Below are 24448 nucleotides of genomic sequence, written 5' to 3' on the forward strand. Positions count from 1 at the left end.
CGGAGCAGGCCATGCTACCCATAGTGGCATGGCCCACGCAGACCCCAAGATAAGCGATAGCCCGCGTGCGATACGCAAACTGGACGAAACTGCGATCAATCGGATCGCGGCGGGCGAAGTGGTGGAACGTCCTGCCTCCGCGGTGAAAGAGCTGGTGGAAAACGCGATCGATGCGGGCGCGCGACGCATCGCGGTCGACATCGGCCACGGCGGTAAGAGCCTGATCCGGGTGACAGATGATGGCTGCGGCATGGGGCCTGACGATCTGCCGCTGGCACTTGCCCGGCATGCGACCTCGAAGATCGATGGCTCCGATCTTCTGAACATCCGATCCTTCGGGTTCCGCGGGGAGGCATTGCCGTCCCTTGGCGCCGTTGGCAGGCTGACGATCACCAGCCGGGCCGATGGTTTCGAGGCGTGCCAGATCCGTGTCAGCGGAGGCGACATGGGCGCGGTGAAGCCGGCAGCCCTGTCCCGCGGCACCGTTGTCGAGCTTCGCGATCTGTTTTTCGCCACACCCGCGCGGCTGAAATTCCTGCGTACCGACCGGGCCGAGCTGCAAGCGATATCCGACGTGGTGAAACGGCTCGCGATGGCGGAACCGGGCGTGGGTTTCACCCTGCGCGATGTCAGCGATGCAACGCGCGTGACCTTCCGCGCGGATGCCGAACAGGGCGAGCTGTTCGATGCCCTGCGCGCCCGGTTGGGCACCGTGATGGGCCGGGAATTCATCGATAACGCCTTGCCGATCGAGGCGGAGCGCGACGGGTTGCGACTGGTGGGCTTTGCAGGCCTGCCGACCTATTCGCGGGGCTCCGCTGTTGCGCAATATCTTTTCGTCAATGGCCGCCCGGTGCGCGACAAGCTCCTGATCGGGGCATTGCGCGGTGCCTATGCGGATTTTCTGAGCCGGGACCGGCACCCCGCTGTGGCGTTGTTCGTCGACTGCCCGCCGGAGCGGGTGGATGTCAACGTGCATCCCGCGAAGGCCGAGGTCCGGTTTCGCGAACCGGGCGTGGCGCGCGGACTCATCGTGACGGCGCTGCGCCATGCCTTGGCCGAGGCGGGGCATCGGGCCTCCACCACCGTGGCGGGCGCGACATTGGGCGCCTTCCGGCCCGAAGCCACGGGAGCACGGGTTTACCAGATGGACCGGCCCTCGCAGACGACGCTTCGCGCACGGGAATGGCAGGCACCCGGGCTGGCCGACCCGGCGGAGCGCTTTGCGCCCGCAAGCGCCCGGGTCGAAGACGTGATCGACGATACCCCAGAGATCGCCGCCCTGCCTCTTGGGGCCGCAAGGGCGCAGGTGCATGAAAATTACATCCTCGCACAGACCGAAGACGGCCTTGTGATTGTGGATCAGCACGCGGCCCATGAACGTCTGGTTTACGAAAAGCTGAAACGCCAGATGGCGGAAAACGGTGTCGCCGCGCAGGCGCTTCTGATCCCAGAAATCGTGACGCTTGGCGCCGATGCCGACCGGTTGCTTGACATGGCCCCGGAACTGGCGCGGTTCGGTCTGGGCATCGAGGCGTTCGGTCCCGGCACGGTGGCCGTGCGCGAGACACCCGCGATACTTGGGACGGTGAATGCCGAGGCCATGTTGCGCGACATTCTGGACGAACTGGACGAGCTGGGCGACAGCCGGACCCTGCAAGCCCGGATCGAGGCAATCCTGAGCCGCGTGGCCTGCCATGGGTCGATCAGGTCCGGGCGGCGGATGCAGGCCGATGAGATGAATGCGCTTCTGCGTGAGATGGAAGCGACGCCGCATTCGGGCCAGTGCAACCATGGGCGGCCGACCTATGTGGAGCTCAAGCTGAGCGATATCGAGCGGCTGTTCGGGCGGACATGATACAGATTGGCGAAACCGTGATTGATCTGGGCGATCCGCTCACGCTGGCGCTGGTCATCGGCGCGGGCGCACTGCTCCTGATGCTGGTCCTGATCGTGCTGGCGATGCGGGCGGCGACCCGCTCGGCGCGCATGATGGAGCCGCTGGTACAAAGCATCGGCGGGCTTGGGCAGCGGGTGCAATCCCTGAGCGACGGGCAGCACCAGTTGGCGGGCGGGCTGACCCATGTCTCAGAGATGCAGGCCAAGGCGCAGAGCCAGATGATCGAGGCGATGGAGCGGCGGCTGGAAGACGTGCAGAAAGGCATGTCCGAAACGCTGCATGGCACATCGACCCGCACCGCGCGATCCCTGGGGGAATTGCAGCAGAAGCTGGAGCAGATCGACAAGGCGCAGGCCAATATCGAGAAGCTTTCGGGCGACGTGCTGAGCCTGCAGGATATCCTGTCGAACAAGCAGACACGCGGCGCATTCGGAGAAATCCAGCTCAACGATATCGTGTCGAAGGCGCTGCCATCGGACAGCTATGCGTTTCAGGCCACTCTGTCGAACGGCAAACGTGCCGATTGCCTGATCCATCTGCCGAACCCGCCCGGTCCGATCGTCATCGACTCGAAATTTCCGCTTGAAGCCTACGAGGCGCTCAGAGCGGCCGATACGGCTTATGAGGTGAACGAGGCGCAAAAGCAGATGCGGGTGGCCGTGAAGGCGCATATCAAGGCAATTTCGGAGCGCTACATTCTGGAAGGCGAAACCGCGGACGGTGCATTGATGTTCCTGCCGTCGGAGGCCGTCTATGCGGAGCTGCACGCGAATTTTCCGGAACTGGTCCGCGAAGGTTTCGCCGCACGGGTCTGGATCGTGTCACCCACGACCTGCATGGCCACGCTGAACACAATGCGGGCGATCCTGAAAGATGCGCGGATGCGGGAACAGGCGGGCGCCATCCGCAAACAGCTTGCGATGATGCACCGCGACGTGGAGCTGGTGGTGGAACGGGTCGCGAAGCTGAACACCCATTTCGGGCAGGCGCGCAAGGATATCGACGATATCACAATCGCCGCCGAACGCGCGGGTAAACGCGCGACGAAGCTCGACAATTTCGATTTCGAGGAGCTGGCCCCGGGTGCGGAGGAAACCGTAGTGCCGCTCCCCCGGCGCTAGCGCTGGAAGACGGCGGCAAGAATTGCGGCCAGTTTCTCGGCATCGGTTTCGGTGAAGGCATCGGGTTGATCGCTGTCGATGTCGAAAACGGCGATCAGATCGCCAGCGGCGTTCCAGACCGGCAGAACAAGCTCCGACCGGGTTGAAGATGCGCAGGCGATATGCCCGGGAAAGGCATCGACATCCGCAACCAGCTGCACCTGCCCGCTGCGCGCAGCGGCACCGCAGACGCCGCGGGAGAACGGGATTTGCAGGCAGCCGTGACCACCCTGATAGGGTCCGATTTTCAACAGTTCCGGTTCGGTCACGCGGTAAAACCCGGTCCAGTCGAAGCGCGGATCGGAATGGTGCACCTCGCAGGCGACGGTCGCCATAAGCGCGATCTCGTCGGTTTCGCCATCGGTGAGGCTGTCGATGGTTCGGGAGAGCGTTTGATAGTCGACCTGCATGGTGCTGCGTGCCTTTGGCAAGGGACGGGCGCGAGGGGTCTGCCCCACGCACTTCCCGCCTTATATGTTAACTGATGGCGATCATGGACGTTCGATGGCGATGGCCGTGCCTTCGCCGCCACCGATGCAGATGGCTGCAACCCCGCGTTTCAGGCCGCGTTTTTCCAGCGCGTTCAGAAGCGTGACCATGATCCGCGCGCCGGACGCCCCGATCGGGTGGCCAAGGGCACAGGCACCGCCATTCACGTTGACCTTGTCGCGTGGCAGATCGAAGGCGCGCATGAAAGCCATCGGCACCACGGCAAAGGCTTCGTTGATTTCCCACAGGTCCACATCCTCGACCGTCCAACCAATACGGGACAGGAGCTTTTCGGTAGCCGGAACCGGGGCGGTGGTGAACCATCCGGGTTCCTGCGCATGGGATGCGTGGCCACGGATATGGGCCCGGATCGGCAGCCCCTTGGCCTCGGCCACGCTTTCGCGGGCCATAACCAGGGCAGCGGCCCCATCGGAGATGGAGGACGCATTCGCCGCCGTCACCGTCCCGTCCTTGCGAAAGGCCGGTTTCAGTTCGGGGATTTTCTCCGGACGGGCCTTGCCGGGCTGCTCGTCGACGGCAATCTCGGTCACGGCCTTGCGCGTAGTCACCGTGACCGGGGCAACTTCATCCGCGAAGGCCCCGTTTTCGATTGCGGCCAGCGCATTGGAGAGCGAGGTCAGGGCATAGTCGTCCTGCGCGGCGCGGGTAAACTGGTATTTCTCTGCGCAATCCTCGGCAAAGGTGCCCATCAGGCGCCCCTTGTCATAGGCGTCTTCGAGCCCGTCGAGAAACATATGGTCGATGGTTTGACCATGCCCGATGCGGGCACCGCCGCGCATGTTGGGCAGCAGATAGGGCGCGTTTGTCATGCTTTCCATGCCGCCCGCGACGATCAGATCCGTCTGCCCGAGGGCCAGTTGATCGAAGGCGATCATGGCCGCCTTCATGCCCGAGCCGCACATCTTGTTCAATGTGGTGGCCGGCACGTCCTGGCCCAGACCGGCCTTGAACCCCGCCTGACGCGCCGGGGCCTGCCCTTGGCCCGCAGGAAGGACACAGCCCATCAGAAGTTCATCGACCTGATCGGGGCCGACGCCGGATTGAGCCAGAGCCGCGCTGATCGCGACCCCGCCGAGATCCGCCGCCGACACATCCGAAAACGCGCCCTGAAACCCGCCCATCGGAGTGCGGGAGGCCCCGCAGATCACCACCTTGTCCATCTAACCCTCCGTCTCTGTCACCGGCCCATGGATACCGAATGGTAAGGATTGCCGTCTAGGCTCTAACGCAGCACAGACGGAAGGAACAGCGATGAACCTTGTGAAAGATGCCGCGGGGGCCATCACAATCATTCATGTCGACGAGGACCGGCTGGATGCCGCCGTCGCCATTCAGTTCAAGGACAGTTTTCGCGCGCTGGTCGAAAACGGGGCGGGGCCGGTCGTGATGAGTCTGGAAAAGGTGGAGTTTCTTGATTCAAGCGGGCTGGGCGCGGTTGTCGCCGCGCGGAAACTGCTTGGCGTGGATCGAAGGCTGGACCTGGCGAGTCTGCAACCCGCCGTTGAAAAAGTGATGATATTGACCCGCATGAACACGGTCTTCACCATTCATGACGATCTACAGCAGGCGTTGGAGGCCTATGGCGCGGCACGGGCAAGTTGACCACTGCGGAGATGAGGCGACGACATGTGTCAATACACAGGGCAGACATCGCAGGATGACCCTTTCGCTCGATTTTCAAGGCAGCTCCCACGCAGTGGGGGAGGCGCTTGGACGGATGCGCGCACATGTCAAAGGCCACGGCCTCGCTCCCGAACATGTGGACGCCGTGGAAATCGTGCTGGCCGAGGTTCTGAACAATATCGTGGAACATGGCTACAGGGCCGATGGGAGTTCCCTTATCTCGATGACGGTTACCGCGCGCAAGAATGGCGTGGATTGCGTGGTCTGCGACCGGGGGCTGGGGATGCCAGACGGCAAGATACCCTGCCCCAGACGCTTTGATGCGGAGATGAAGGATATGGACGACTTGCCAGAGGGGGGATTCGGTTGGGGCCTGATTCATGATCTCGCCTCCGATCTGCGGTATACCCGTGAAGGCAAAGAGAACAGGCTGAGCTTCACGATTGTATCGCCCACCGCCTCAATCATCTGATATCCGCTATATTGTTTCGATTTTTATCAAATTGCCGCGGTGGAGCCACAATCGCTCCGCAACTTGGCCCGGTTGAGCGGCCATTGAGGGGTCTGTAGCTGCATAGGCTTCCCTCGGCACCGTGTCTCAAAGCCCCCACCCAGTGGCGCGGTGCCGAGGTCCTTCCAGCGTTTCCCGCTTGCCCCCCCTGCTTGATCGCTTACCTTGCGCACACGCAGGGGAGAGACAGAGCTATGCGAGATTTCCATCAACCGGGCCGGTCAGCGGTTTTCGCCGAAAACGGAATGTGCGCCACATCGCATCCGTTGGCCGCGAAGACGGCTATAAACCTTCTTGAACAAGGCGGAAATGCCGTGGATGCCGCCATCGGCGCGGCAATCCTGCTTGGTATCTGCGAGCCGCAGATGACCGGGCTTGGCGGCGATATGTTCGCGATGATCAAGCGCGGCGAAGAGGGTCAGATCATCGGTCTGAATGCCTCGGGGCGGAGCCCGGCGGGCTTGTCCGCGAAGGCCTTGCGCGATGCCGGACACGAGAGCATGCCGCTTCGCCATGCCGCCGCCGTCACCATACCCGGCGCTGTCGACGGATTTTGCAAACTGCACAGCGATCATGGGCAGATGTCATTGGCGGATGTTCTGGCCCCAGCGATCCACTATGCCGAAAACGGGGTGCCGGTCGCGCCGCGCGTCGCCGCGGACTGGGCGGAAAGCGAGGGCAACCTCGCCGGTCGCGCACGGGAGGCGTTCCTGCTTGCGGGGGCCGCGCCGAAACCCGGCCAGACATTCGCCGCGCCCGGCCAGGCCGACGTGTTGCGCAAGATCGCGAAAGACGGGCGCGCTGGGTTTTACGAGGGCGAGGTTGCCGAGGATATGGTGGCCAGCCTGCGCGCACTCGGCGGCAGCCATACCGAGGCGGATTTCGCCGAAACCGCCTGCGATTACGTCACCCCTATCAGCACAAAGTACAAAGGGGTCGAGTTGATCGAACTGCCCCCCAACGGACAGGGGGCGACCGCCTTGCTGTTGGCCAATATGCTGGCCGAATTAGATATCGGAAACATGGATCCGTGGGGTGCCGAACGCGCCCATATCGAAGCCGAAGCGACCAAGCTTGCCTATGATGCGCGCAACCGATTCATTGCCGATCCCGGGAGTTGCACGGGCTCCGACCATATGATGTCGGCTAAAACCGCCACGGCACTGGCAGCGTTGATCGACCCGGATCGCGCGATGGCAAACCCGAGCCGTGTTTCGGAGGCGGTGCACAAGGAAACGATCTATATCACCGTGGTCGATCGGGACAGGCTGGCGGTTTCGCTGATCTACTCTATCTTTCACAGCTTCGGTTCCGGTCTGGCCAGCGACAGGTTCGGGATCCTCTTTCACAACCGGGGCGCCGGTTTTACCCTGACCAAAGGGCACCCGAACGAGGCCGGGCCACGCAAGCGGCCGATGCATACGATCATCCCCGGCATGATCCGGCAGGCCGATGGCAGCCTGATGCCCTTCGGCGTCATGGGTGGGGCGTATCAGGCAACCGGCCACGCCAGGTTTCTGACCAATGTGGTGGATTTCGGCCTGTCACCGCAAGCCGCCATAGACGCGCCGCGTTGCTTTGCCGACGTGGACGGCCTGAGCATCGAACGGGGCTATACCGTTCAGGTGCAGGACGCGTTGCGCGCCAAGGGGCATACGCTCATCATTCCCGCATTGCCCATTGGCGGCGCGCAGGCCATTCGTATCGACGCCAAAACCGGTTTGCTCGAAGGTGGCTCGGACCCGCGCAAAGACGGTTGCGCGCTTGGATACTGAGAAAGGACGCGGATTGCCGATCACGCCGGTAAAATCACTTGTTGCCGCCGCAAAGGCCGAGATCACGTCTGTGTCGCCTGCCGAAGCCCAGGCCCGAGCGGCCGTTGGCCACGCCTTGCTTGTCGATATCCGGGACGTTCGTGAGTTGAAACGCGAAGGCCGCATCCCGGGCGCGTTTCACGCCCCGCGCGGCATGCTGGAATTCTGGATTGACCCCGAAAGCCCCTATCACAAACCCGAATTGGCGACCGACAGAACGCTGATCCTGTTTTGCGCCGCCGCGTGGCGGTCCGCTTTGTCGGTCAAGACCCTGCAGGATATGGGTGTGGAGGACATCGCCGAGATAGAGGGTGGTTTTTCGGCATGGGCCGAAGCCGGGCTTCCCGTCACGAAGGACGAAGCGCCCTAGTTCAGCTGATACTCAAGCGGGTAGCGCCCGTCCTGAAAATCCCCGAAAAGCTCTGGCAGGTCGGGATGATCGACCGGTTCGCCCGTATGGTCGGCCACGAGATTCTGCTCCGACACATAGGCCACGTAGTAGGTCTGATCGTTTTCCGCCAGAAGATGGTAAAACGGCTGCGCCTTGGACGGACGACTTCCTTCTGGAATGGCATCATACCATTCCTCGGTATTCGAAAACTCCGGATCGATATCGAAAACAACCCCGCGAAACGGGTGTTTCTTGTGCCGGACCACTTGGCCCAGATTGTACTTCGCATGACTGGTCAGCATCGCGCGGTGCCCCTTCTACCCTCTCTTTCCTATCCCCTGAGGCGGGGCCTTGTCCATGCAACAGGGTGGATTTCACGGGAAACAGACTGTGAACCTCGTTCAGACAGTACCAAAGCGCCATGCAGGCCAGCCCGTTCCGCGCTTGCATGCGCGGTCTTCACATTCCCGTTTCCGATCAAACCGAAATGACGACAGCCCATTCCCACCGGCCCCGATTTCCATTATGGTATGGCAAAACACAACAATAAGTTCGAGCAGGCAGTTTTCATGAGACAGGTCGTATTCTTCCTGATTCTACTGGTGTTGGCAGGCTGTGGGCGTAACTTTTCCGCCCCTCGGGATCTCGACAACGCATGTTCCATAATCAATGAGCGCCCGGCTTACTTTCGTGCGATGCGCGCAAGCGAGCGGAACTGGGGCGTTCCGGTGCATGTTCAGATGGCAACGATCTATCAGGAAAGCAGATTTATCGGCGACGCGCGCACCCCGTTCCGCTATGCGCTTGGCGTGATCCCGCTTGGGCGGCAAAGTTCTGCATACGGGTACAGTCAGGCGCTGGATGGCACCTGGGACGAGTATCGCCAGCGCACGGGCAATCGCGGGGCTCAGCGCCACAATATCCGCGACGCGACCGATTTCATGGGCTGGTACATGACGCAGACAGTAGAGCGCAACGGCGTGCCGCTCTCCGACGCGCGCAACCAGTATCTGGCCTATCACGAAGGCCATACGGGTTTCAGCAGAGGCAGCTACAATGCCAAGCCATGGCTTCTGCGTGTGGCAGACGAGGTTGCGGCGCGGGCCCAGGTTTATCAGTTGCAACTGGCCCGCTGCCGCTGATCCCGGCGGGCCCGCGTCACTCGTAGCCGCGTGACGCTATCTCTTGAGGGATGTTGAACAGCCGCGCGCCCATGCGGCCGCCGGTTTCAAGCCCACGCAGGATCACGGTGGTTTCGCTGCCGGTTTCGTCGGTGATGACCCATTGGCGCAACTCAACCGGCGAGCCCGTGAAAACCAGTGTGATCTGCCCGATCTCGGGGTTTTCGGGATCCTGGGCTACGACACGTGTCGATGTGCCGTCGCTTTCGTGCCCGACCACCATGCCCGATCGGCCCAGATCGACATTTTGCGCCAGTATCAGATGCAGCGGCGTCCGTTGCAGCGGATACTGCTCGGGGCGGGAGTTGGAGCGGCCATCGAAAATCGCCACCTGTCCACCACCGGCTATCACAAGCAGGTCGTCGTCGCCGCCGCCATATTCGAACCTGACCCGGCCGGGACGGTGGAGATAGATCGTCCCGTTTGAAATCGAGCCATCGGCGTTGATCTGGGTGAACTCCCCCTCGGCCGTCTGCAGCGAGTTCAGATAAGCCGAAAGCTGGGACAGCGGTATCGCTTGCGCCCATGCCGGCAATGCGGTGGCGGTCATCAGCGCCACGGAGAGAAGAAACCGTTTCATGGCCTCAATTTAGGAGATCGATGCAGCAGTTACACCTCACGACCGCGAGATCGGCGAAATTTTACGCCTGCTCTGGAACCAGAATTTCGCGTTTGCCCACGTGGTTGGCAGGCGAGACGAGGCCGCTTTCCTCCATCTGCTCCACCAGACGAGCGGCCTTGTTGTAGCCGATCGCCAGTTTCCGCTGGATATAGGAGGTGGAGCATTTGCGATCGGTGATCACGATCTGAACCGCCTGATCGTACAAGGCATCCTCGCCATCGGTGTTGCCGCCGAGACCAAGCACCAGATCGATATCGCTTTCCTTGTCGCCGTCCGGGCCGTCCAGCACCGATGCCGCGTAGTCCGGCGGACCGAAGCTTTTCAGATGACACACGATCTCTTCGACCTCTTCGTCGCTGACAAAAGGCCCATGCACACGGGTGATCTTGGCGCCTCCGGCCATGTAGAGCATATCGCCCATGCCCAGAAGCTGCTCGGCCCCCTGCTCGCCCAGAATGGTGCGACTGTCCACTTTGGAGGTCACGTGGAACGAAATCCGCGTGGGGAAATTCGCCTTGATCGTGCCAGTGATCACATCGACGGAGGGACGCTGCGTCGCCATGATGATGTGGATGCCGCTGGCACGCGCCATCTGCGCAAGACGCTGGATGCAGGCCTCGATCTCCTTGCCCGCCACCATCATCAGATCGGCCATTTCGTCCACGATCACCACGATGAAAGGCATCTTCTCGGGTGCGAATTCCTCCGTCTCGAACACGGGTTCGCCGGTATCATCGTCAAATCCAGTCTGTACCGTGCGGCTGAACATCTCCCCCTTCGAAAGGGCATCCTCGACCCGGCTGTTGTAGCCCTCGATATTGCGCACGCCCATCTTGGACATCTTGCGATAGCGTTCTTCCATCTCGCCCACGGTCCATTTCAAGGCGACCACGGCCTTCTTGGGGTCGGTCACGACCGGGCTGAGCAGATGCGGAATGCCGTCATAGACGCTGAGCTCAAGCATCTTGGGGTCGATCATGATCATCCGGCATTCTTCCGGCGTCAGCTTGTAAAGAAGGCTCAGGATCATGGTGTTGATCGCCACGGATTTGCCCGAACCCGTGGTGCCCGCAATCAACAGATGAGGCATTTTCGCAAGGTTCGCGACGATCGGGTCCCCGCCGATATCCTTGCCCAGAGCCAGCGGCAGGCTCTGATTGCCATCGCCGAAATCACGGCTCGACAGGATCTCGCGCAGCACGACCTTCTCGCGATGCTGATTGGGCAGTTCGATTCCGATCACGCTGCGGCCGGGAACGGTGGAGACGCGGGCGCTGAGCGCGGACATGGATCGTGCGATATCATCGGCCAAGCCGATCACACGGGAGGCTTTGAGACCCGGGGCAGGTTCCAGCTCGTACATCGTCACCACCGGGCCGGGACGGACCGAAACGATCTCGCCCTTCACGCCATAATCATCCAGCACGTTTTCCAGCATCCGCGCGTTTTCCTCCAACGCCTCGTCGGACAGGTGATGACGCTCGACCGCGACCGCACTGCTCAACAGCGACAGAGGCGGAAACTCGTACTCCGCTGTCTCCGCTTCCAGCGGCAGCGATGGCTGCGCATCTGCCATGGCCGCGCGCGACGGCGCGGGCCTTCGGGTCTGATGCTGAACGACTTTCTTCGGTTCGGCTTGCGGCACCGCAAAGCCCCCCGCGCGCGATGGTTCTCCCTGAAGCTCGGCAACCCGTTCGGAATAGGGCAGTTCGATCATCTGGTCCGCGACATCCGGGGACCGCATGTCGGTGGAGGTGAGCGGCGGTTCAACGCGGGTCAGGGGCGGGACGACGGTGCGTATCGCAGCGGCGGACTGGTGCCGTGCCACGGTAGCTTGTGGCGCGGTCAAGGGGCGGCGGACCCGGTTCTTGATCACGTCGGCGATTTTTTCGCGGATCCGGTCGTCATCCGGGGCAGAGATATCCGCGCCAGCAATCGGCGCGCGCTCCAGCAGTTCCGGCTCCGGCTCGGGCGAACGGTCCCGGCCGCGCAACAGGGGTACGCGCTCCAGCAGGCTGGGGCGCGACGCCGATGCGCGCACGACCGGTTCCACCCGCTCGACCAGGTTATCTTCATAGGCGTCGGCCAGATCCTGCCGCGCCGCGATCCGCGAAAGGCGGCGTTCCTGCAAGGCCTGAGCCGCCTGCCCGGCGCCGCGCCCGGCCTGTCCGAACAGCGCCGCCAGCCCCGCAATGGTGGAAACAAGTCCCACGATCAGGAACCGCAGGCCCACACGCAGCTCTGCCCCGTTCACACCAAGAACAAACAGGCCAAGCCCGATCGCGGCGAGAAAACTGAGGGCCGCGAGAAGTTTGAGAGCAAAGGCCGCGCCGAAGGGCAGGATGTTCAACAGCGCGCCCAGAACCGTATCGCCAAACAGGCCACCCAGCCCGAAACTGTGCGTCCAGCCCGCACCGGGAACATAGCTTGCGGCATAGATCGAAGCCAGAGCGACCGCGATCGGCAGAAACACGATGCGCCCGAAAACACGGTCTTCCCCGCGGTGCAGCAAGAAACGCAGACCCCAGACCAGAGCGCCCGCCGCCAGCCCATACGCCCCGTATCCCACGATCAGCATCAGAACCGCGGCCAGCGACGCCCCGAGATGCCCCAGAATGTTCTGGGGCACGGCATCCGTCGCCACGGTCCAGTTCGGATCCTCGGGCGTGTAGGAGGCCAGCATCAACGCAAGCGCCACTCCGAGCACACATAGCAGCAGGCCCAGAAGCTCCTTGCCGCGACGCTCGATTGCGGCCTGCATCCGGCTGTCAAGAAGCGGGTCTCTCTGTCGTGTCTGATACGCCATTTCCGTTCTACCTCACCGATACAGGCAATCACGGAGCTTGATCAGCCCGCGCTGCATTTCTTCCTTGTCGGCCACCATCGCCACGCGAATCCGGTCCGCGCCGGGCGTATGCCCGCCGACATCGCGCGCCAGATAGGCACCGGGCAGAACCCGGACGCCCGTCTCGCGCCATAACTTCATTGTCGCGGCTTCGCCGTCATCCACCGGAAGCCACAGGAAAAACCCCGCTTCCGGCGGAGAGTATCCCTGGATATCGCCGAGAATCTCATCGGCGATCGCATATTTTTCCGCGTAAAGCGCACGATTGGCGACAACATGATCTTCATCTTGCCAGACCCGCTCGGCGACCGCCTGCAATGGCATGGGCAGGGGGGCACCCGCATAGGCGCGAAGCTGTTTCAGCCGCGCGATGCTGTCGGCGCCACCAGCTGCAAAGCCCGACCGCAGACCGGGCAGATTCGACCGTTTCGAGAGCGAATGAAAGATCACCACCCGGTCGGGATGCGCGCCAAGCTCCCGTGCCACCTGAAGCGCGCCCGGGGGTGGGGTATCGCGATAAATCTCGGAATAGCACTCATCTGCGAAAATCTGGAAGTCATGACGCTCGGCCAGCGCGATCAGGCCGCTCCAATACGCCCGGTCCGCGACCGCGCCCTGCGGGTTCGCGGGAGAGCAGATATAGGCGACGGCGACCCGGTTCAGCACGGTTTCGGGTAAGCTGCCGTAGTCAGGCAGATTGCCCGTCGCCTCGGTCGCGGGAACGTAAATCGGCTCTGCACCCACGGCCAGCGCCGCCACTGCGTAGACCTGATAGAAAGGGTTCGGCGTCAGCACTACGGGGCGCTTGCCCGCCTTGGTTTCGGGGCAAAGCGCGATCAGCGCGTTGAACAGCCCCTCCCGCGTGCCATTCAGCGGCAAAACCTGCCGCGCGGCGTCAACCGTCACGCCATATCGGCGCGCGATCCAGTCGGCGATCGCCTGTTGTAAGGCCGGCGTGCCGTCATTCGCGGGATATTGGCCAAAACCGTCGACATTCTCCGACAGCACGCCCCTGACCCAATCCGGAAACCTATGGCGCGGCTCGCCAATGGTCATCACAATCGGCTCGCCCCCCGGTTCATGGGAATCAAGCAGGGTCCGCAAACGCGGAAACGCATATTCTGGCAGGTCCGAAAACCGCTCGGGGAAAATCATATGTGCCTCGGTTTCAGGATCATGACGCCCTGATTTGGCAACAGGTTACCCGCCAAGACCGCGCGGGTCCAGAAAAACGAGCTATTTCAGGCCGTAAAGGCGCGGTGTCTGTGGCGATTAGGCCAATACCGCCTCTGCCGCGGCCGCGATGCGCAGAAGTTGTGGCTCAGCCATCGGCGGACACAATATCATGATACCGGTTGAGGGCACACCTGTCGGCAGGGTCACTCCGCATAGCCCCATCAGGTTGCCGACACGGGTGTTTCTGAGCGTCAGAAGGTTTTCAGCCACGAAATACGCGTCATCGCTCAGCAACCGTTCGGCATGTGCGGGCAGGTTCGCCGCCGTCGGCAAGAGCACCGCGTCATAGGCGGCCGTCTCCCGTGCCCAGTCCTGGCGAAGCCGCCGCAGACGTTGCCATCCGGCCACGAATTCAGGCGCGCTGACCTCGCGGCCCTGCCGAAACCGCTCCCGGATGCGGTCAAACATCTTTTCAGGCGCCGCTTCGATCACATCTCCCCAAGTGCCATACGCCTCACCGGTGAACAGCATCAGGGTCGTCTGCATAGCCTCGTCAATCGCGGGAACGTTGCCGGTTTCTATATGGGCACCCGCAGCACCAAGCCGGTCCAGCGCGGATTGAAACGCCGCGCCGGGCCCGTCCCGGACATCGCTGGAGTACGGTTCCAGAACCAGAAACCGTTTGCCAGAGAGGTGCGCACCCGTCAGGTCGACCGGTTTCGCCCCTTCCATCACCGCCAGAAGATGCACCGCATCCTCGACCGTTCTGGTCAGGGGTCCGACCGTATCGAAGCTTGCAGCCAGCGGCACGACCCCCTTCAGGCTCAGCCGCCCGTGGGTGGTTTTCAGCCCGACCAGATCGTTATAGGCCGCCGGCAGGCGGACGGAGCCACCCGTGTCCGACCCGATGCCCGCTGCCGCCAGACCGAACGCGACCGAAGCCGCCGCGCCGGAAGATGATCCGCCGGGCACCAGATCGGCATCGTTGACGTTGGGTGGCGTCGCGGTCTTGGGGTTCAGGCCAAGCCCCGAGAAGGCCAGTTCCGTCATATGCGTCTTGCCAAGACAGATCAGCCCGGCGCGTGTGGCACGGGCCAGAACCTCGGCATCTTCTGCGGGCACACGGCCTTTCAGCAGGGCCGATCCGGCCTCCGTCGGCAAACCGGCGGTATCGAACAGGTCCTTCCACGAAATCGGCACACCATCCAGCAGACCGTGGCGCTGGCCACTCCTGGCGCGCAGCGCCGCCGCCCGGGCCTCCGCAAGGGCGCGATCTGGTGTCAGCATCGTATAGATCCGGTCCCTGTGGGGATGCGCGCCGCTGGCTTGCAGATAGGCTTCGGTCAGCTCCACCGGGTCGATCTCTCCGTCACCGATCGCACGGCCCAGATTGCTTGCACTCAAGCTTTGCCAATCGTCCCGCATATCCCTGCCCCCGTCATGGTGTCGCGGGTCACGCTATCCGGGCGCAGTTCGTTGGACAATCCTTGCCGCACCTGCATATTCCTCCTCATGGCACATGACGCAGATATCCTGATTGTTGGTGGCGGGCTGAACGGTCCCTGCCTCGCGCTGGCCCTGTCGCAGGCCGGGTTCTCGACCGTGGTTCTGGACGCGCTCAGCGCCGAAAACAGGGGCGCGGACGCGTTTGACGGGCGGTCATATGCGCTGGCTCTGGCCTCTACCCGGCTGCTGGCGGCACTTGGCCTCTGGGACGATCTGGTGGCGCAGGCACAACCGATCTTGGAGATCACGGCCAGCGACGGTCGCGCGGGCGAAGGGCCTTCGCCCTTCTTCCTGCATTTCGATCATGCCGAAATCGAGGAAGGCCCGATGGGCCATATGATTGAAGACCGCTATCTGCGTCAGGCCCTGCTTGCCGCGATGGAGGCCGACCCGCGTATCACCCACCGGCCCGGCGCGCGCGTGACCGCCCAAGATACCGCAACCGGCGCCAGTGTGACGCTGGAGGACGGAACCACGCTGTCCGGGCGTCTGCTTGTCGGGGCCGATGGCCGGCAAAGCGGCACCGCCGCGCGCGCCGGGATCAAGCGCACCGGATGGGAGTATGGCCAGACAGCGCTGGTTTGTGCCATCGCCCATGAAAAACCTCACAATGGCATTGCGCATCAGTTCTTCATGCCACCCGGCCCGCTTGCGATCCTGCCGCTTCCAGGCAACCGCTCCTCCATCGTATGGAGTGAGACCCATGCCGCCGCCGCAAAGCTCACCGCGATGGATGACGCAGGGTATCTGGACCATCTGCGTCCACGCTTCGGCGATTTCCTGGGCGAGATCCGGCTTGAAGGGCGGCGGTTCAGCTATCCGCTCGGGCTGAGCCTCGCCAACAGGTTTGTCGCGCCGCATCTGGCGCTTGTCGGCGATGCGGCCCACGGGGTTCACCCGATCGCGGGGCAGGGCCTGAACCTCGGCTTCCGCGATGTCGCGGCCCTTGCCGAAGTCCTGACGGATGCCAGACGCCGGGGCGAGGATTTCGCTGCGCTGGATGTGCTGGAACGCTATCAAAGCTGGCGCAGGTTCGACACTGCCGCCTTGGCCGCGGCGACGGACGCGTTCAACCGGCTGTTCTCAAATGACAACCCGGTTCTTCGCGGAACACGGGATATTGGGTTGGGAGTGGTCAATGCGCTGCCCGGCATCCGGCGCAGGTTCATTCGCGAAGCCGCTGGCCTGACAGGGGACCTGCCCCGTCTGCTGCAGGGGCGGCCACTGTGACGGCAATGACTCAGTCGAGTTTCCGCGCTTCCTCTTCCAGCATGATCGGAATGCCGTTCCGGATCGGAAAAGCCAGATGCGCCGCCTTGGAAATCAACTCCTGCGCGTCTGCGTCATAGCTCAGCGGCGCATGGGTCAGCGGGCACACCAACGCTTCGATCATGCGCCGATCGGCGAGCGGGTCAGCACTCATTGCAGGATTTCCTCCGTCGTTCCTCCGCGCAGCGCGAACTCGATCAGGGTCACCAGCGTTTCGCGCCTCGTGCCCAGCGAGGGTGCCTCCAGCAACGCCTGTTTCTCCTCGGGCTCGAAGGGGCACAGCATGGAGAGCGAATTGATCAGCAACTCGTCTTCGGCGTCCTTCAGGCTGTCCCAGTCCGTCGACAGCGACAACGCCTCGAAATACCGGGACAGAAGGTCGAGAAAACGCGGACGATCGAAACTGCGGTCCTTTTCCACACCGCCCAGATCGCCTTCGAACCCTTCCCAGGAGATATCGGCCTTGAGATAGGGGCTGAAGCCCGAAACCTCGCGTGTCACGCGATAACGCGAGATGCCGCTGAGGGTGATCATGTAGCGCCCGTCTTCGGTTTCGGAAAACTGCGTGACGCGGCCCGCGCATCCAATCGCATGCAAGCGCTTGTCGCTCTTGCCGGGCACTTCGCGCGGCTGAACCATGCCGATCAGCCGGTGTGAGGTCTTGAGCGCATCATCGAGCATCGCGAGATAGCGTGGCTCGAAGATATGCAGGGGAAGGCGTGATCGCGGCAGGAGCAATGCCCCCGGCAACGGGAACAACGGGATCGTCTGGGGAAGATCAGCAGGTGACATCATGCCCCTTACCTAGCGCTCCGCGCGATCAGGCAAAGATCATCGAGCTGAGTTTCCGCCGTCCGGTCAGCACAATCGGATCTTCCGGCTTCAATGCATCGAAGATCGTGAAAAGCTGCGTCTTGGCGGCGCCATCGTTCCAGTCCCGGTCCCGGCGAAACAAATCCAACAGCTGCGTCACCGCATCCTCGACCTGACCAGCGGCGTGAAGCGCCAGCGCATAGTCGAACCTCGCCTGATGGTTGTCGGGTTCCGCCTCAACCGCGGCGGACAATTCGGCCAATGGGCCTGCATCCTGTGCCTGACGGGCCAGCTCCAACTGCGCGCGGGCCGCCTCGATCTCGGCCGCGGCGGCAATCGCGGTGGGAACATTCGCCAGAAAGGCTTCCGCCTGATCCAGTTCGCCCATGGCCAGATGCGCCCGGGCCAATCCGCCATAGGCCGCCGGATTCTCCGGCTCTTCGCCAAGAATCGCGGCAAAGGTCTGCGCCGCATCCACCGCAGCCCCTTCGTCCAGCATCGCCTCAGCCGCTTCGATGGCTTCGCCAAGACCGCCGTCATCACCAGAGAGGACGGAGAGTTTTTCGACGAAACGCTTGACCTCCGCTTCGGATACCGCCCCCTGAAACCCGTCTACGGGCTGGCCCTGATAGAACGCATAGACCGTCGGGATCGACTGAACCCGCAACTGCGCCGCGACCTGCTGGTTCTGGTCCACATCGACCTTCACCATTTTGACCTTACCCTTGGCCGCGGCGACCGCCGCTTCAAGCTGGGGCCCAAGCGTCTTGCAGGGGCCGCACCACGGCGCCCAGAAATCGACGATGATCGGCACGTCCTTGCTGGCTTCCACGACATCGGCCATGAACGTCGCATCGCTGCTGTCCTTGATCAGATCGGCTGTGCCCGTTGCGCCTTGCGCCTGTCCAAATTCAAGCATGGCTCATCTCCGTTCAACTCTCGTGCTTGCCTGTTATATGCGCCTGCGGCTCAGCCCCGCCAAGGGGTCACAGATCGAATGTGGCGAATACCGGTGCATGGTCGGACGGTTTTTCCCATCCCCGCGCATCACGCAACACGCGCGAGCTGTGGGCCGCGTTGGCGATATCCGGCGTGGCCCAGACATGATCGAGCCTGCGGCCCTTGTCCGCCGCATCCCAGTCCCGTGCCCGGTAGGACCACCAGGAATAAAGCTGCCCTTCGGGGATATCCTTGCGCGTCACGTCCACCCAACCGGCGCTGTCCTGCACCTGCGCAAGATGGTCGACCTCGATCGGTGTGTGGCTCACCACTTTAAGCAATTGCTTGTGGGACCAGACATCGTCTTCGCGGGGCGCGATGTTCAGATCGCCCACCAGAATGCTTTTCGCAGGGGTTTCCCCGTGAAACCAGTCCCGCATCTCCGTCAGAAAATCGAGCTTGTGGCCGAATTTCTCGTTCACCTCCCGATCCGGGAGATCACCACCGGCGGGGACGTAGAAGTTGTGAATGGTGACGCCGTTTTCCAACCTGGCCGCCACATGGCGCGCATCGCCCCGGGCAACAAAATCGCGATGGCCCACGTCTTCGACCAGCAGTTTCGACAAGATGGCCACGCCGTTATAGCCCTTCTGGCCACGCGCCACGATATGGCGATAGCCCGCCGCGGCGAACAGCTCGACCGGGATCTTGTCGACCGGCGATTTGCATTCCTGAAGGCACAGTACATCCGGCGCTTCCTCGCGAAGAAGCTTCGTCACAAGATCCGCACGCAGCCGGACCGAGTTGATATTCCATGTGGCAAGGGAAAAGGACATCGGCGCATGCTCCGTCTGGCTAGGCCTCTGATCTAGGCTGCAAGCCCACGGCTTGCAAACCGATTGCTGACATCGGCGCAAAAAAGGCCCGAACCGCGAGGTTCGGGCCAGTCCAACAGGGAGGTAGTGCGTAAAGATTATTCGCAACTCATGGTTGCGCCTTGATCTCAATCAATCTCGCAATGCGCGCGTCAGGCAACCAGCCGGTATCCGCCACTTTCGGTCACCAGAAGCCGCGCGTTGGACGGATCGGGCTCGATCTTCTGGCGCAGGCGATAGATATGGGTCTCAAGCGTATGGGTGGTGACGCCCGCATTGTATCCCCAAACTTCATGTAGAAGAATATCTCGGGCAACCACACCATCCTGCGCGCGATAGAGGAACTTCAGGATATTCGTCTCTTTTTCGGTCAGCCTGATCTTCTTGTTGTCCTCGGTCTCCAGAAGCTTCATCGAGGGTTTGAACGTGTACGGCCCAAGCTGGAAGACAGCGTCTTCTGATTGCTCATGCTGGCGTAGTTGAGCGCGAATCCTGGCCAGAAGCACCGGAAACTTGAACGGCTTGGTTACATAGTCGTTGGCACCCGCATCCAGACCGAGGATCGTGTCGGCGTCACTGTCATGGCCCGTCAACATCAGGATCGGGCATTTGACACCCTGCTTGCGCAAAAGGCGGCAGAGTTCGCGGCCATCGGTATCGGGCAGGCCCACGTCGAGGATCACGAGATCGTAGATCGCCTCTTTTGCGCGCTCCATCGCGCCCGCGCCGTTTCCGGCTTCGAAGACGTCGAATTCCTCGGTCATCACAAGTTGTTCGGACAGCGCCTCGCGCAGGTCCTCGTCATCATCGACCAGCAGGATCTTTCGCAGTGTGGCCATGGTGTCTACCTCGTTTTCCTGTTTCTGCTCACCGACATGCGCGCCTTGCGTCAACTTGGCAAGACGGTCGAAAAGAACCTCACGCAGCCGTGTCAGGGTGGGAGCGAATGTTTCAAATTGCGACAGCAAAGGGTATGGAACGGAACATCCCGCGCTTATGTGAGAAAGAATGAGCCTGATCCCCACCCCAGCCGAGTTGATGGCCCGCGCCCGCGCCGATCTGCGCGTGGGCTTGCCTGTGGTCCTCGGCGACGCGGCGGGCGGCGGGATCGTCGCCCTGGCCGCTGAGCGGATAGGCGACGACCGGCTCGACGATCTGCGGGTTCTGTCGGCCGAGGTGACGGTTGCCATCACCGCGTGGCGCGCAGAGACGCTGAAGGCGCGAGCCTATGATGGCGATCTCGCGCGGCTGCGGTTGCCGGCCGAGGCCCGCGCGAACTGGGTACAGGCCATCGCCGACCCGGCTGACGACCTGCGCGCGCCGATGAAGGGCCCGTTGCTGAGCCTGCGCGACGGAACCGCGGGCTTGCACCGTCTGGCGCTGCTTCTGGTGAAATCGGCGCAGTTGCTGCCCGCCGCGGTCATCGTGACGGTGCCCGATGCCCGCGCCATTGCCGAAAACCATGGCCTTACACTTCTTTGGGCCGACAGCGCGGTCGAAGATCTTGCCGCGCATCACCCCCTGCATCCGGTCGCCGCCGCGCGCCTGCCGCTGGAAGCGGCGGAGGCGGGGCGGTTGCATATCTTTCGCCCCGACAATGGCGGGATTGAGCATTACGCAATCGAAATCGGGCGCCCCGACCGCGCGAAACCCGTGCTTGCACGCATCCATTCCGCCTGTTTCACGGGCGATGTGCTTGGATCCCTGAAATGCGATTGCGGGCCTCAATTGCAGACCGCGCTGGCGGCAATGGCCTCCGAAGGCGCGGGGCTTCTGCTCTACCTCAATCAGGAAGGTCGCGGGATCGGTCTGGCCAACAAGATGCGCGCCTATTCCCTTCAGGATCAGGGGTTCGACACGGTCGAAGCCAATCACCGGCTTGGGTTCGAGGATGACGAAAGGGATTTTCGCCTCGGGGCCGAGTTGATCAAGACCATGGGCATCGATGCCGTTCGCCTGATGACGAACAATCCGCGCAAGGTGGAGATCATGGATCAGATGGGGGTAGCGGTGACCGAGCGCGTCCCGCTTGTCACCGGCACCAACCGGCACAATGCTCATTACCTGGCCACAAAAGCCGAGAAATCGGGGCATCTGCTTTGACACCTGCCGATCTGGTTCTGACCCCGCGCGGGCTGCGCTTCATGGGTCGGGTGTTTCCCTGTACGATCGGTCGTGGTGGCCTGAGTACACGCAAACGCGAAGGCGATGGCGCGACACCGGTGGGCATCCATCGAATCATCGGCTGCCTTTATCGTCCGGATCGTCTTGCAATCCCCTGCGACTGGGCCGTGCCCCTGGGACCCCGAGATCTTTGGTCCGACGATCCGGAGGACGAGGATTACAATCTGATGGTCCGCGCGCCTTATTCGGCCAGCCACGAACGGCTTTGCCGGGCCGATCCGCTTTACGATCTGATCCTGCTCACGGACTGGAACTGGCCCCGCGCGGTGCGGGGGCACGGTTCAGCGATATTCCTGCATCAATGGCGGCGGCCCGCATACCCGACAGAGGGGTGCATCGCCTTTGATCGCGGCGATCTGCACTGGATTGCATCACGCATCACGTACCGCAGCCGTGTCATCGTGCCGCCCCTCGCCAGCCGGTAATGCCTTGTCAGCTTCGGTCCCGTGGACGACAAAACCTGTCGTCAGCTTGAACCAGACGCGGACGCGCGGCAGAGCCGCTGCATCTTGAGTGTGATTTTTGGCAAGTCCAGATCTTCGGCGCAGATCAAGTCTGCGGGGCCGGCCGCTCTCCGAAGATCGCCGATCCGACGCGCACATAGGTCGCCCCGAAGGCGATTGCCTTTTCGAAATCCGCGCTCATCCCCATGCTGAGTTCGCGCAGATCGTTGCGAGCGGCCAGTTTGGCCAGAAGCGCGAAATGAAGGCTCGCCTCCTCCTCCACGGGCGGAATACACATCAGCCCGGTTACCGGCAGATCCATCGCGCGCACCTCTGCGACGAAGGCGTCGGTTTCGGCGGGCAGGATCCCGGCTTTCTGCGGCTCCTCTCCGGTGTTCACCTGGATCAGCAATTCCGGGCAGGCGCCGCGTTCCTGCGCCAGATCGGCAAAGCGGCGGGCCAGCTTGATCCGGTCCAGCGTGTGGATCGCATCAAACATCTCGACCGCCTGGCGTGCCTTGTTGCTTTGCAATGGCCCGATCAGATGCAGCGAGATATCCTCGTAGCGCTCCTGAAAGGCGGGCCATCGTCCGGCGGCCTCCTGCACACGGTTCTCGCCGAAGAGTCGATGACCCTGATCGAGCACCGCCGCAACCCGGTCTTCAGGCTGAACCTTGGAGACCGCAATCAGCTTGACCGACCCGGCCGGTCGATCCGCAGCGGCTTCTGCATTGGCTATGGAAGCCGTAATCTCGGATAACACCATCAGCCACCTCTGAAACAGAAAAGAGCGGGCCCAAGGCCCGCTCTTTCCTTACCAAATAATCCGCAAGGATTAGAAGGACATCGACAGGCCGAACGACCAGGTCTGCCAATCTCCGTCAACTTGCGACGGAAGAGCCGCATTGGTGACAGCGTAATCGGTGTGACCGTAGCCAAGATGCATCGACAGACCACCGCCCATATCGTAAGCGGCTGCGAGACCATAACCGGTCAACTCGCCGTAGTTGTCGATCTCAAACTGACCCCAGTTTGCCGACACGGTGAATGCGTCGAAGGTGTATCCGACACCAACACCCACATGCGTGGTGTCGAAGTCAGAGAAGCCAACGGTCGTGCTTTCAACATCGAAGTCCGTGAAGGTCAAAGCAGCAGACAGGCCGTTGTCCAGAGTCACAGCGGCGCTGACGCCCAGAGCTTTTACTTCACCGATATACGTACCGAAGCCAACGGTAGTATCGGCAGCATTGCCGGTCGTGGTTTCTGCAACGATAATCTGCGACACGTTGCCCACGTTCCAGAGATCACGCGGCGTTGCGACCTGATAGCCCAGACCGAAGTCGACGCTGCCGCCACCGAAATCCATGCCGTAGGTGAAACCAACGGCATAACCTTCGTCACGCACACCAGAGTCGTCCATCTCGACCGACACTGCGAAACCAAAGCTGTCGAAGCTGTAGTTGTAACGAAGGATCTGACCGTCATATGCACCGTCGAGGTACGAGCCGAGCGCGCCGACATGGCTGGTTTCATCGTCGTTGATCGAGCCGGCATTGCCAACCCATGCTTCGGTCATCGCCCAGTCAAGAGCGCCATCGGTGTCACCCATGGTCAGGGTGCCGAAGTTGCCCGACACGAAGATCGCAACACCGGCATCGTCGGTGTTAACGTTGGCCGCATTTTCGTCGAGATCGACAGCTGCGCCGAAAGTCAGGCCGTTGTCCGACTCGCCCGAAAGCGTGAACGTGACGTCGATATCCTGAACGAACTGGGTTTCCATATTGGAAAGCACGGGGTCGCCGGTAGCGCCACTCAGCATATCGCCGCCCTGCAGACCCATCTGAGCCGTACCGGACAGGGTCACATCGGCGGCTGCGACGCCTGCCGTGGCAACCAGTGCCGTGGTAGCGAAGAGAACCTTTTTCATGGTTTTTCCCTCGTATTCTTAAAGAAGGTGCACCTCAACACGGGGAATTCCGAATTGAGTATGCCTCTCTCTCCCTCTTCGCCCCCTGAATTGCAAGAAAGGCCAAAGGCATGCCGCCATCTTGCACCGGTCTGGTGCAGACTTGCCACAGTCTCTCCCGCGCCCGGCGGGCCAAGACCCTTGCCGCGCAAAGAGGCCTAAGATACCAAGGCGCTGATGGTTCGAGCGAAGAAGGGGCAGCCCGGCATGAAATTTTCCCGTGTTGCAAGAATTGGCGCCGTTATGTTGCTGATGACCGCAGTTGTCGCCTGCGGTCGTTCCGGCAACATATTCAACAATGAGATGAGTCCGGAAACGCGGGCGCAGTTGGAAGATGCCGGCCTGTTGCCTGACTCGGATCGCCGCACCATCTTCGACCTTTTCGAAAACAGCGCCGACCCAAATGTCACCGTCGAGGTCAATCGCTATCTCTGGAACGCCTCCCTTGAGATCCTCGATTTCATGCCGATCGAAGCCGCCGATCCGTTTTCCGGCGTGATCGTCTTTGGCTACGGCACACCGCCGGGCTCCGGTCGCGCCTATCAGGCGACTGTCTATGTGCAGGATCCGGCGCTGGACGCGCGAAGCCTGAGGGTTGCGCTGCGGAGCCGGGGCGGCCCGGTCAGCCGCGAAACGGCGCGCCAGATCGAAGATGCGATCCTGACCCGCGCGCGCCAGCTACGGATTCGCGACGCGGACCTCTAGACCCTGCGCTAAGCT

25 protein-coding genes are annotated in these 24448 nt (G+C 62.3%); 11 read left to right on the plus strand and 14 right to left on the minus strand.

Features of this window, described 5'->3' with window-relative positions; genetic code table 11:
- The first annotated feature begins 28 nt into the window (after positions 1 to 28).
- Positions 29 to 1858 (plus strand): DNA mismatch repair endonuclease MutL, encoded by a 1830-nt coding sequence (gene mutL, locus D9R08_RS07425; RefSeq protein WP_121897406.1) that lies wholly within the window; start codon positions 29 to 31, stop codon positions 1856 to 1858.
- Positions 1855 to 3021: a DNA recombination protein RmuC gene (locus tag D9R08_RS07430; RefSeq protein ID WP_121897407.1), complete on the plus strand. Its 1167-nt coding sequence runs from the start codon at positions 1855 to 1857 to the stop codon at positions 3019 to 3021. Before mutL ends, D9R08_RS07430 begins: the two co-directional genes overlap by 4 nt.
- Here D9R08_RS07430 and D9R08_RS07435 read toward each other — a convergent pair.
- Positions 3018 to 3470, minus strand: coding sequence for a GAF domain-containing protein (locus D9R08_RS07435; RefSeq protein WP_121897408.1), 453 nt, complete (start codon positions 3468 to 3470; stop codon positions 3018 to 3020). The genes D9R08_RS07430 and D9R08_RS07435 overlap by 4 nt on opposite strands.
- A gap of 81 nt (positions 3471 to 3551) precedes the next feature.
- Positions 3552 to 4730 carry a thiolase family protein gene (locus D9R08_RS07440; RefSeq protein ID WP_121897409.1) on the minus strand — a complete coding sequence of 393 codons (1179 nt, stop codon included), beginning with the start codon at positions 4728 to 4730 and terminating at the stop codon, positions 3552 to 3554.
- A 91-nt stretch (positions 4731 to 4821) separates the two neighbouring features.
- Here D9R08_RS07440 and D9R08_RS07445 point away from each other — a divergent pair, with 91 nt between their 5' ends.
- From D9R08_RS07445 to D9R08_RS07460, 4 genes are all read left to right on the plus strand, one after another.
- Positions 4822 to 5172, plus strand: a complete 351-nt coding sequence (locus D9R08_RS07445; protein WP_121897410.1) for an STAS domain-containing protein — start codon at positions 4822 to 4824, stop codon at positions 5170 to 5172.
- Between the two features lie 55 nt (positions 5173 to 5227).
- Entirely contained in the window at positions 5228 to 5665 is a 438-nt protein-coding gene (locus D9R08_RS07450; RefSeq protein ID WP_158598951.1) for an ATP-binding protein, read from the plus strand.
- Positions 5666 to 5898: 233 nt separating this feature from the next.
- Positions 5899 to 7479, plus strand: a complete 1581-nt coding sequence (locus D9R08_RS07455; RefSeq protein WP_121897412.1) for a gamma-glutamyltransferase family protein — start codon at positions 5899 to 5901, stop codon at positions 7477 to 7479.
- Positions 7469 to 7888: a rhodanese-like domain-containing protein gene (locus tag D9R08_RS07460; RefSeq protein ID WP_233557335.1), complete on the plus strand. Its 420-nt coding sequence runs from the start codon at positions 7469 to 7471 to the stop codon at positions 7886 to 7888. The genes D9R08_RS07455 and D9R08_RS07460 overlap by 11 nt, the downstream gene beginning before the upstream one ends.
- Here D9R08_RS07460 and hspQ read toward each other — a convergent pair.
- Positions 7885 to 8211 (minus strand): heat shock protein HspQ, encoded by a 327-nt coding sequence (gene hspQ, locus D9R08_RS07465; protein WP_121897414.1) that lies wholly within the window; start codon positions 8209 to 8211, stop codon positions 7885 to 7887. The genes D9R08_RS07460 and hspQ overlap by 4 nt on opposite strands.
- Before the next feature lie 267 nt (positions 8212 to 8478).
- Between hspQ and D9R08_RS07470 the strand changes: the two genes are divergently transcribed.
- Positions 8479 to 9051 carry a transglycosylase SLT domain-containing protein gene (locus tag D9R08_RS07470; RefSeq protein WP_121897671.1) on the plus strand — a complete coding sequence of 191 codons (573 nt, stop codon included), beginning with the start codon at positions 8479 to 8481 and terminating at the stop codon, positions 9049 to 9051.
- A gap of 16 nt (positions 9052 to 9067) precedes the next feature.
- Here D9R08_RS07470 and D9R08_RS07475 read toward each other — a convergent pair whose 3' ends face one another.
- The 4 genes from D9R08_RS07475 to D9R08_RS07490 all read right to left on the minus strand — a co-directional run bounded on the left by D9R08_RS07475 (position 9068) and on the right by D9R08_RS07490 (position 15158).
- Complete coding sequence (locus D9R08_RS07475) at positions 9068 to 9670, minus strand: LolA family protein (protein ID WP_121897415.1); 603 nt, start codon at positions 9668 to 9670, stop codon at positions 9068 to 9070.
- Between the two features lie 61 nt (positions 9671 to 9731).
- Positions 9732 to 12518 (minus strand): DNA translocase FtsK, encoded by a 2787-nt coding sequence (locus D9R08_RS07480; RefSeq protein WP_121897416.1) that lies wholly within the window; start codon positions 12516 to 12518, stop codon positions 9732 to 9734.
- Between the two features lie 12 nt (positions 12519 to 12530).
- A complete protein-coding gene (locus D9R08_RS07485; RefSeq protein ID WP_121897672.1) occupies positions 12531 to 13709 on the minus strand; it encodes an aminotransferase class I/II-fold pyridoxal phosphate-dependent enzyme in 1179 nt (392 codons plus the stop codon).
- A 120-nt stretch (positions 13710 to 13829) separates the two neighbouring features.
- Positions 13830 to 15158 (minus strand): amidase, encoded by a 1329-nt coding sequence (locus D9R08_RS07490; RefSeq protein WP_121897417.1) that lies wholly within the window; start codon positions 15156 to 15158, stop codon positions 13830 to 13832.
- Between the two features lie 87 nt (positions 15159 to 15245).
- Between D9R08_RS07490 and D9R08_RS07495 the strand changes: the two genes are divergently transcribed.
- On the plus strand, positions 15246 to 16469 hold the full coding sequence (locus D9R08_RS07495; RefSeq protein WP_121897418.1) for an FAD-dependent monooxygenase: 1224 nt from the start codon (positions 15246 to 15248) through the stop codon (positions 16467 to 16469).
- Positions 16470 to 16479: 10 nt separating this feature from the next.
- Here D9R08_RS07495 and D9R08_RS07500 read toward each other — a convergent pair whose 3' ends face one another.
- The 5 genes from D9R08_RS07500 to D9R08_RS07520 all read right to left on the minus strand — a co-directional run bounded on the left by D9R08_RS07500 (position 16480) and on the right by D9R08_RS07520 (position 19974).
- Positions 16480 to 16662, minus strand: coding sequence for a Trm112 family protein (locus D9R08_RS07500; protein WP_121897419.1), 183 nt, complete (start codon positions 16660 to 16662; stop codon positions 16480 to 16482).
- A complete protein-coding gene (locus tag D9R08_RS07505; protein ID WP_121897420.1) occupies positions 16659 to 17303 on the minus strand; it encodes an LON peptidase substrate-binding domain-containing protein in 645 nt (214 codons plus the stop codon). The genes D9R08_RS07500 and D9R08_RS07505 overlap by 4 nt, the downstream gene beginning before the upstream one ends.
- Positions 17304 to 17328: 25 nt before the next feature.
- On the minus strand, positions 17329 to 18240 hold the full coding sequence (trxA, locus tag D9R08_RS07510; RefSeq protein WP_121897421.1) for a thioredoxin: 912 nt from the start codon (positions 18238 to 18240) through the stop codon (positions 17329 to 17331).
- Between the two features lie 67 nt (positions 18241 to 18307).
- Complete coding sequence (locus D9R08_RS07515) at positions 18308 to 19096, minus strand: exodeoxyribonuclease III (protein ID WP_121897422.1); 789 nt, start codon at positions 19094 to 19096, stop codon at positions 18308 to 18310.
- Positions 19097 to 19287: 191 nt separating this feature from the next.
- Positions 19288 to 19974, minus strand: a complete 687-nt coding sequence (locus D9R08_RS07520; RefSeq protein WP_121897673.1) for a response regulator transcription factor — start codon at positions 19972 to 19974, stop codon at positions 19288 to 19290.
- Between the two features lie 169 nt (positions 19975 to 20143).
- On the opposite strand from D9R08_RS07520, the gene ribA reads away from it, so the two are divergent.
- Both ribA and D9R08_RS07530 read left to right on the plus strand, forming a co-directional pair.
- A complete protein-coding gene (gene ribA / locus D9R08_RS07525) occupies positions 20144 to 21238 on the plus strand; it encodes a GTP cyclohydrolase II (protein ID WP_121897423.1) in 1095 nt (364 codons plus the stop codon).
- Positions 21235 to 21744 (plus strand): L,D-transpeptidase family protein, encoded by a 510-nt coding sequence (locus D9R08_RS07530; RefSeq protein WP_199709292.1) that lies wholly within the window; start codon positions 21235 to 21237, stop codon positions 21742 to 21744. Before ribA ends, D9R08_RS07530 begins: the two co-directional genes overlap by 4 nt.
- Positions 21745 to 21868: 124 nt before the next feature.
- On the opposite strand, the gene D9R08_RS07535 is transcribed toward D9R08_RS07530, so the two are convergent.
- Together D9R08_RS07535 and D9R08_RS07540 are read right to left on the minus strand one after the other, a co-directional pair.
- A complete protein-coding gene (locus D9R08_RS07535) occupies positions 21869 to 22528 on the minus strand; it encodes a YggS family pyridoxal phosphate-dependent enzyme (protein WP_121897424.1) in 660 nt (219 codons plus the stop codon).
- Positions 22529 to 22597: 69 nt separating this feature from the next.
- Positions 22598 to 23689 (minus strand): porin, encoded by a 1092-nt coding sequence (locus tag D9R08_RS07540; RefSeq protein WP_121897425.1) that lies wholly within the window; start codon positions 23687 to 23689, stop codon positions 22598 to 22600.
- Between the two features lie 282 nt (positions 23690 to 23971).
- On the opposite strand from D9R08_RS07540, the gene D9R08_RS07545 reads away from it, so the two are divergent.
- Complete coding sequence (locus D9R08_RS07545) at positions 23972 to 24433, plus strand: DUF3576 domain-containing protein (protein ID WP_121897426.1); 462 nt, start codon at positions 23972 to 23974, stop codon at positions 24431 to 24433.
- The last annotated feature ends 15 nt before the right edge of the window (positions 24434 to 24448 follow it).

Source organism: Rhodophyticola porphyridii, assembly GCF_003688285.1.
Lineage (GTDB): Bacteria > Pseudomonadota > Alphaproteobacteria > Rhodobacterales > Rhodobacteraceae > Rhodophyticola > Rhodophyticola porphyridii.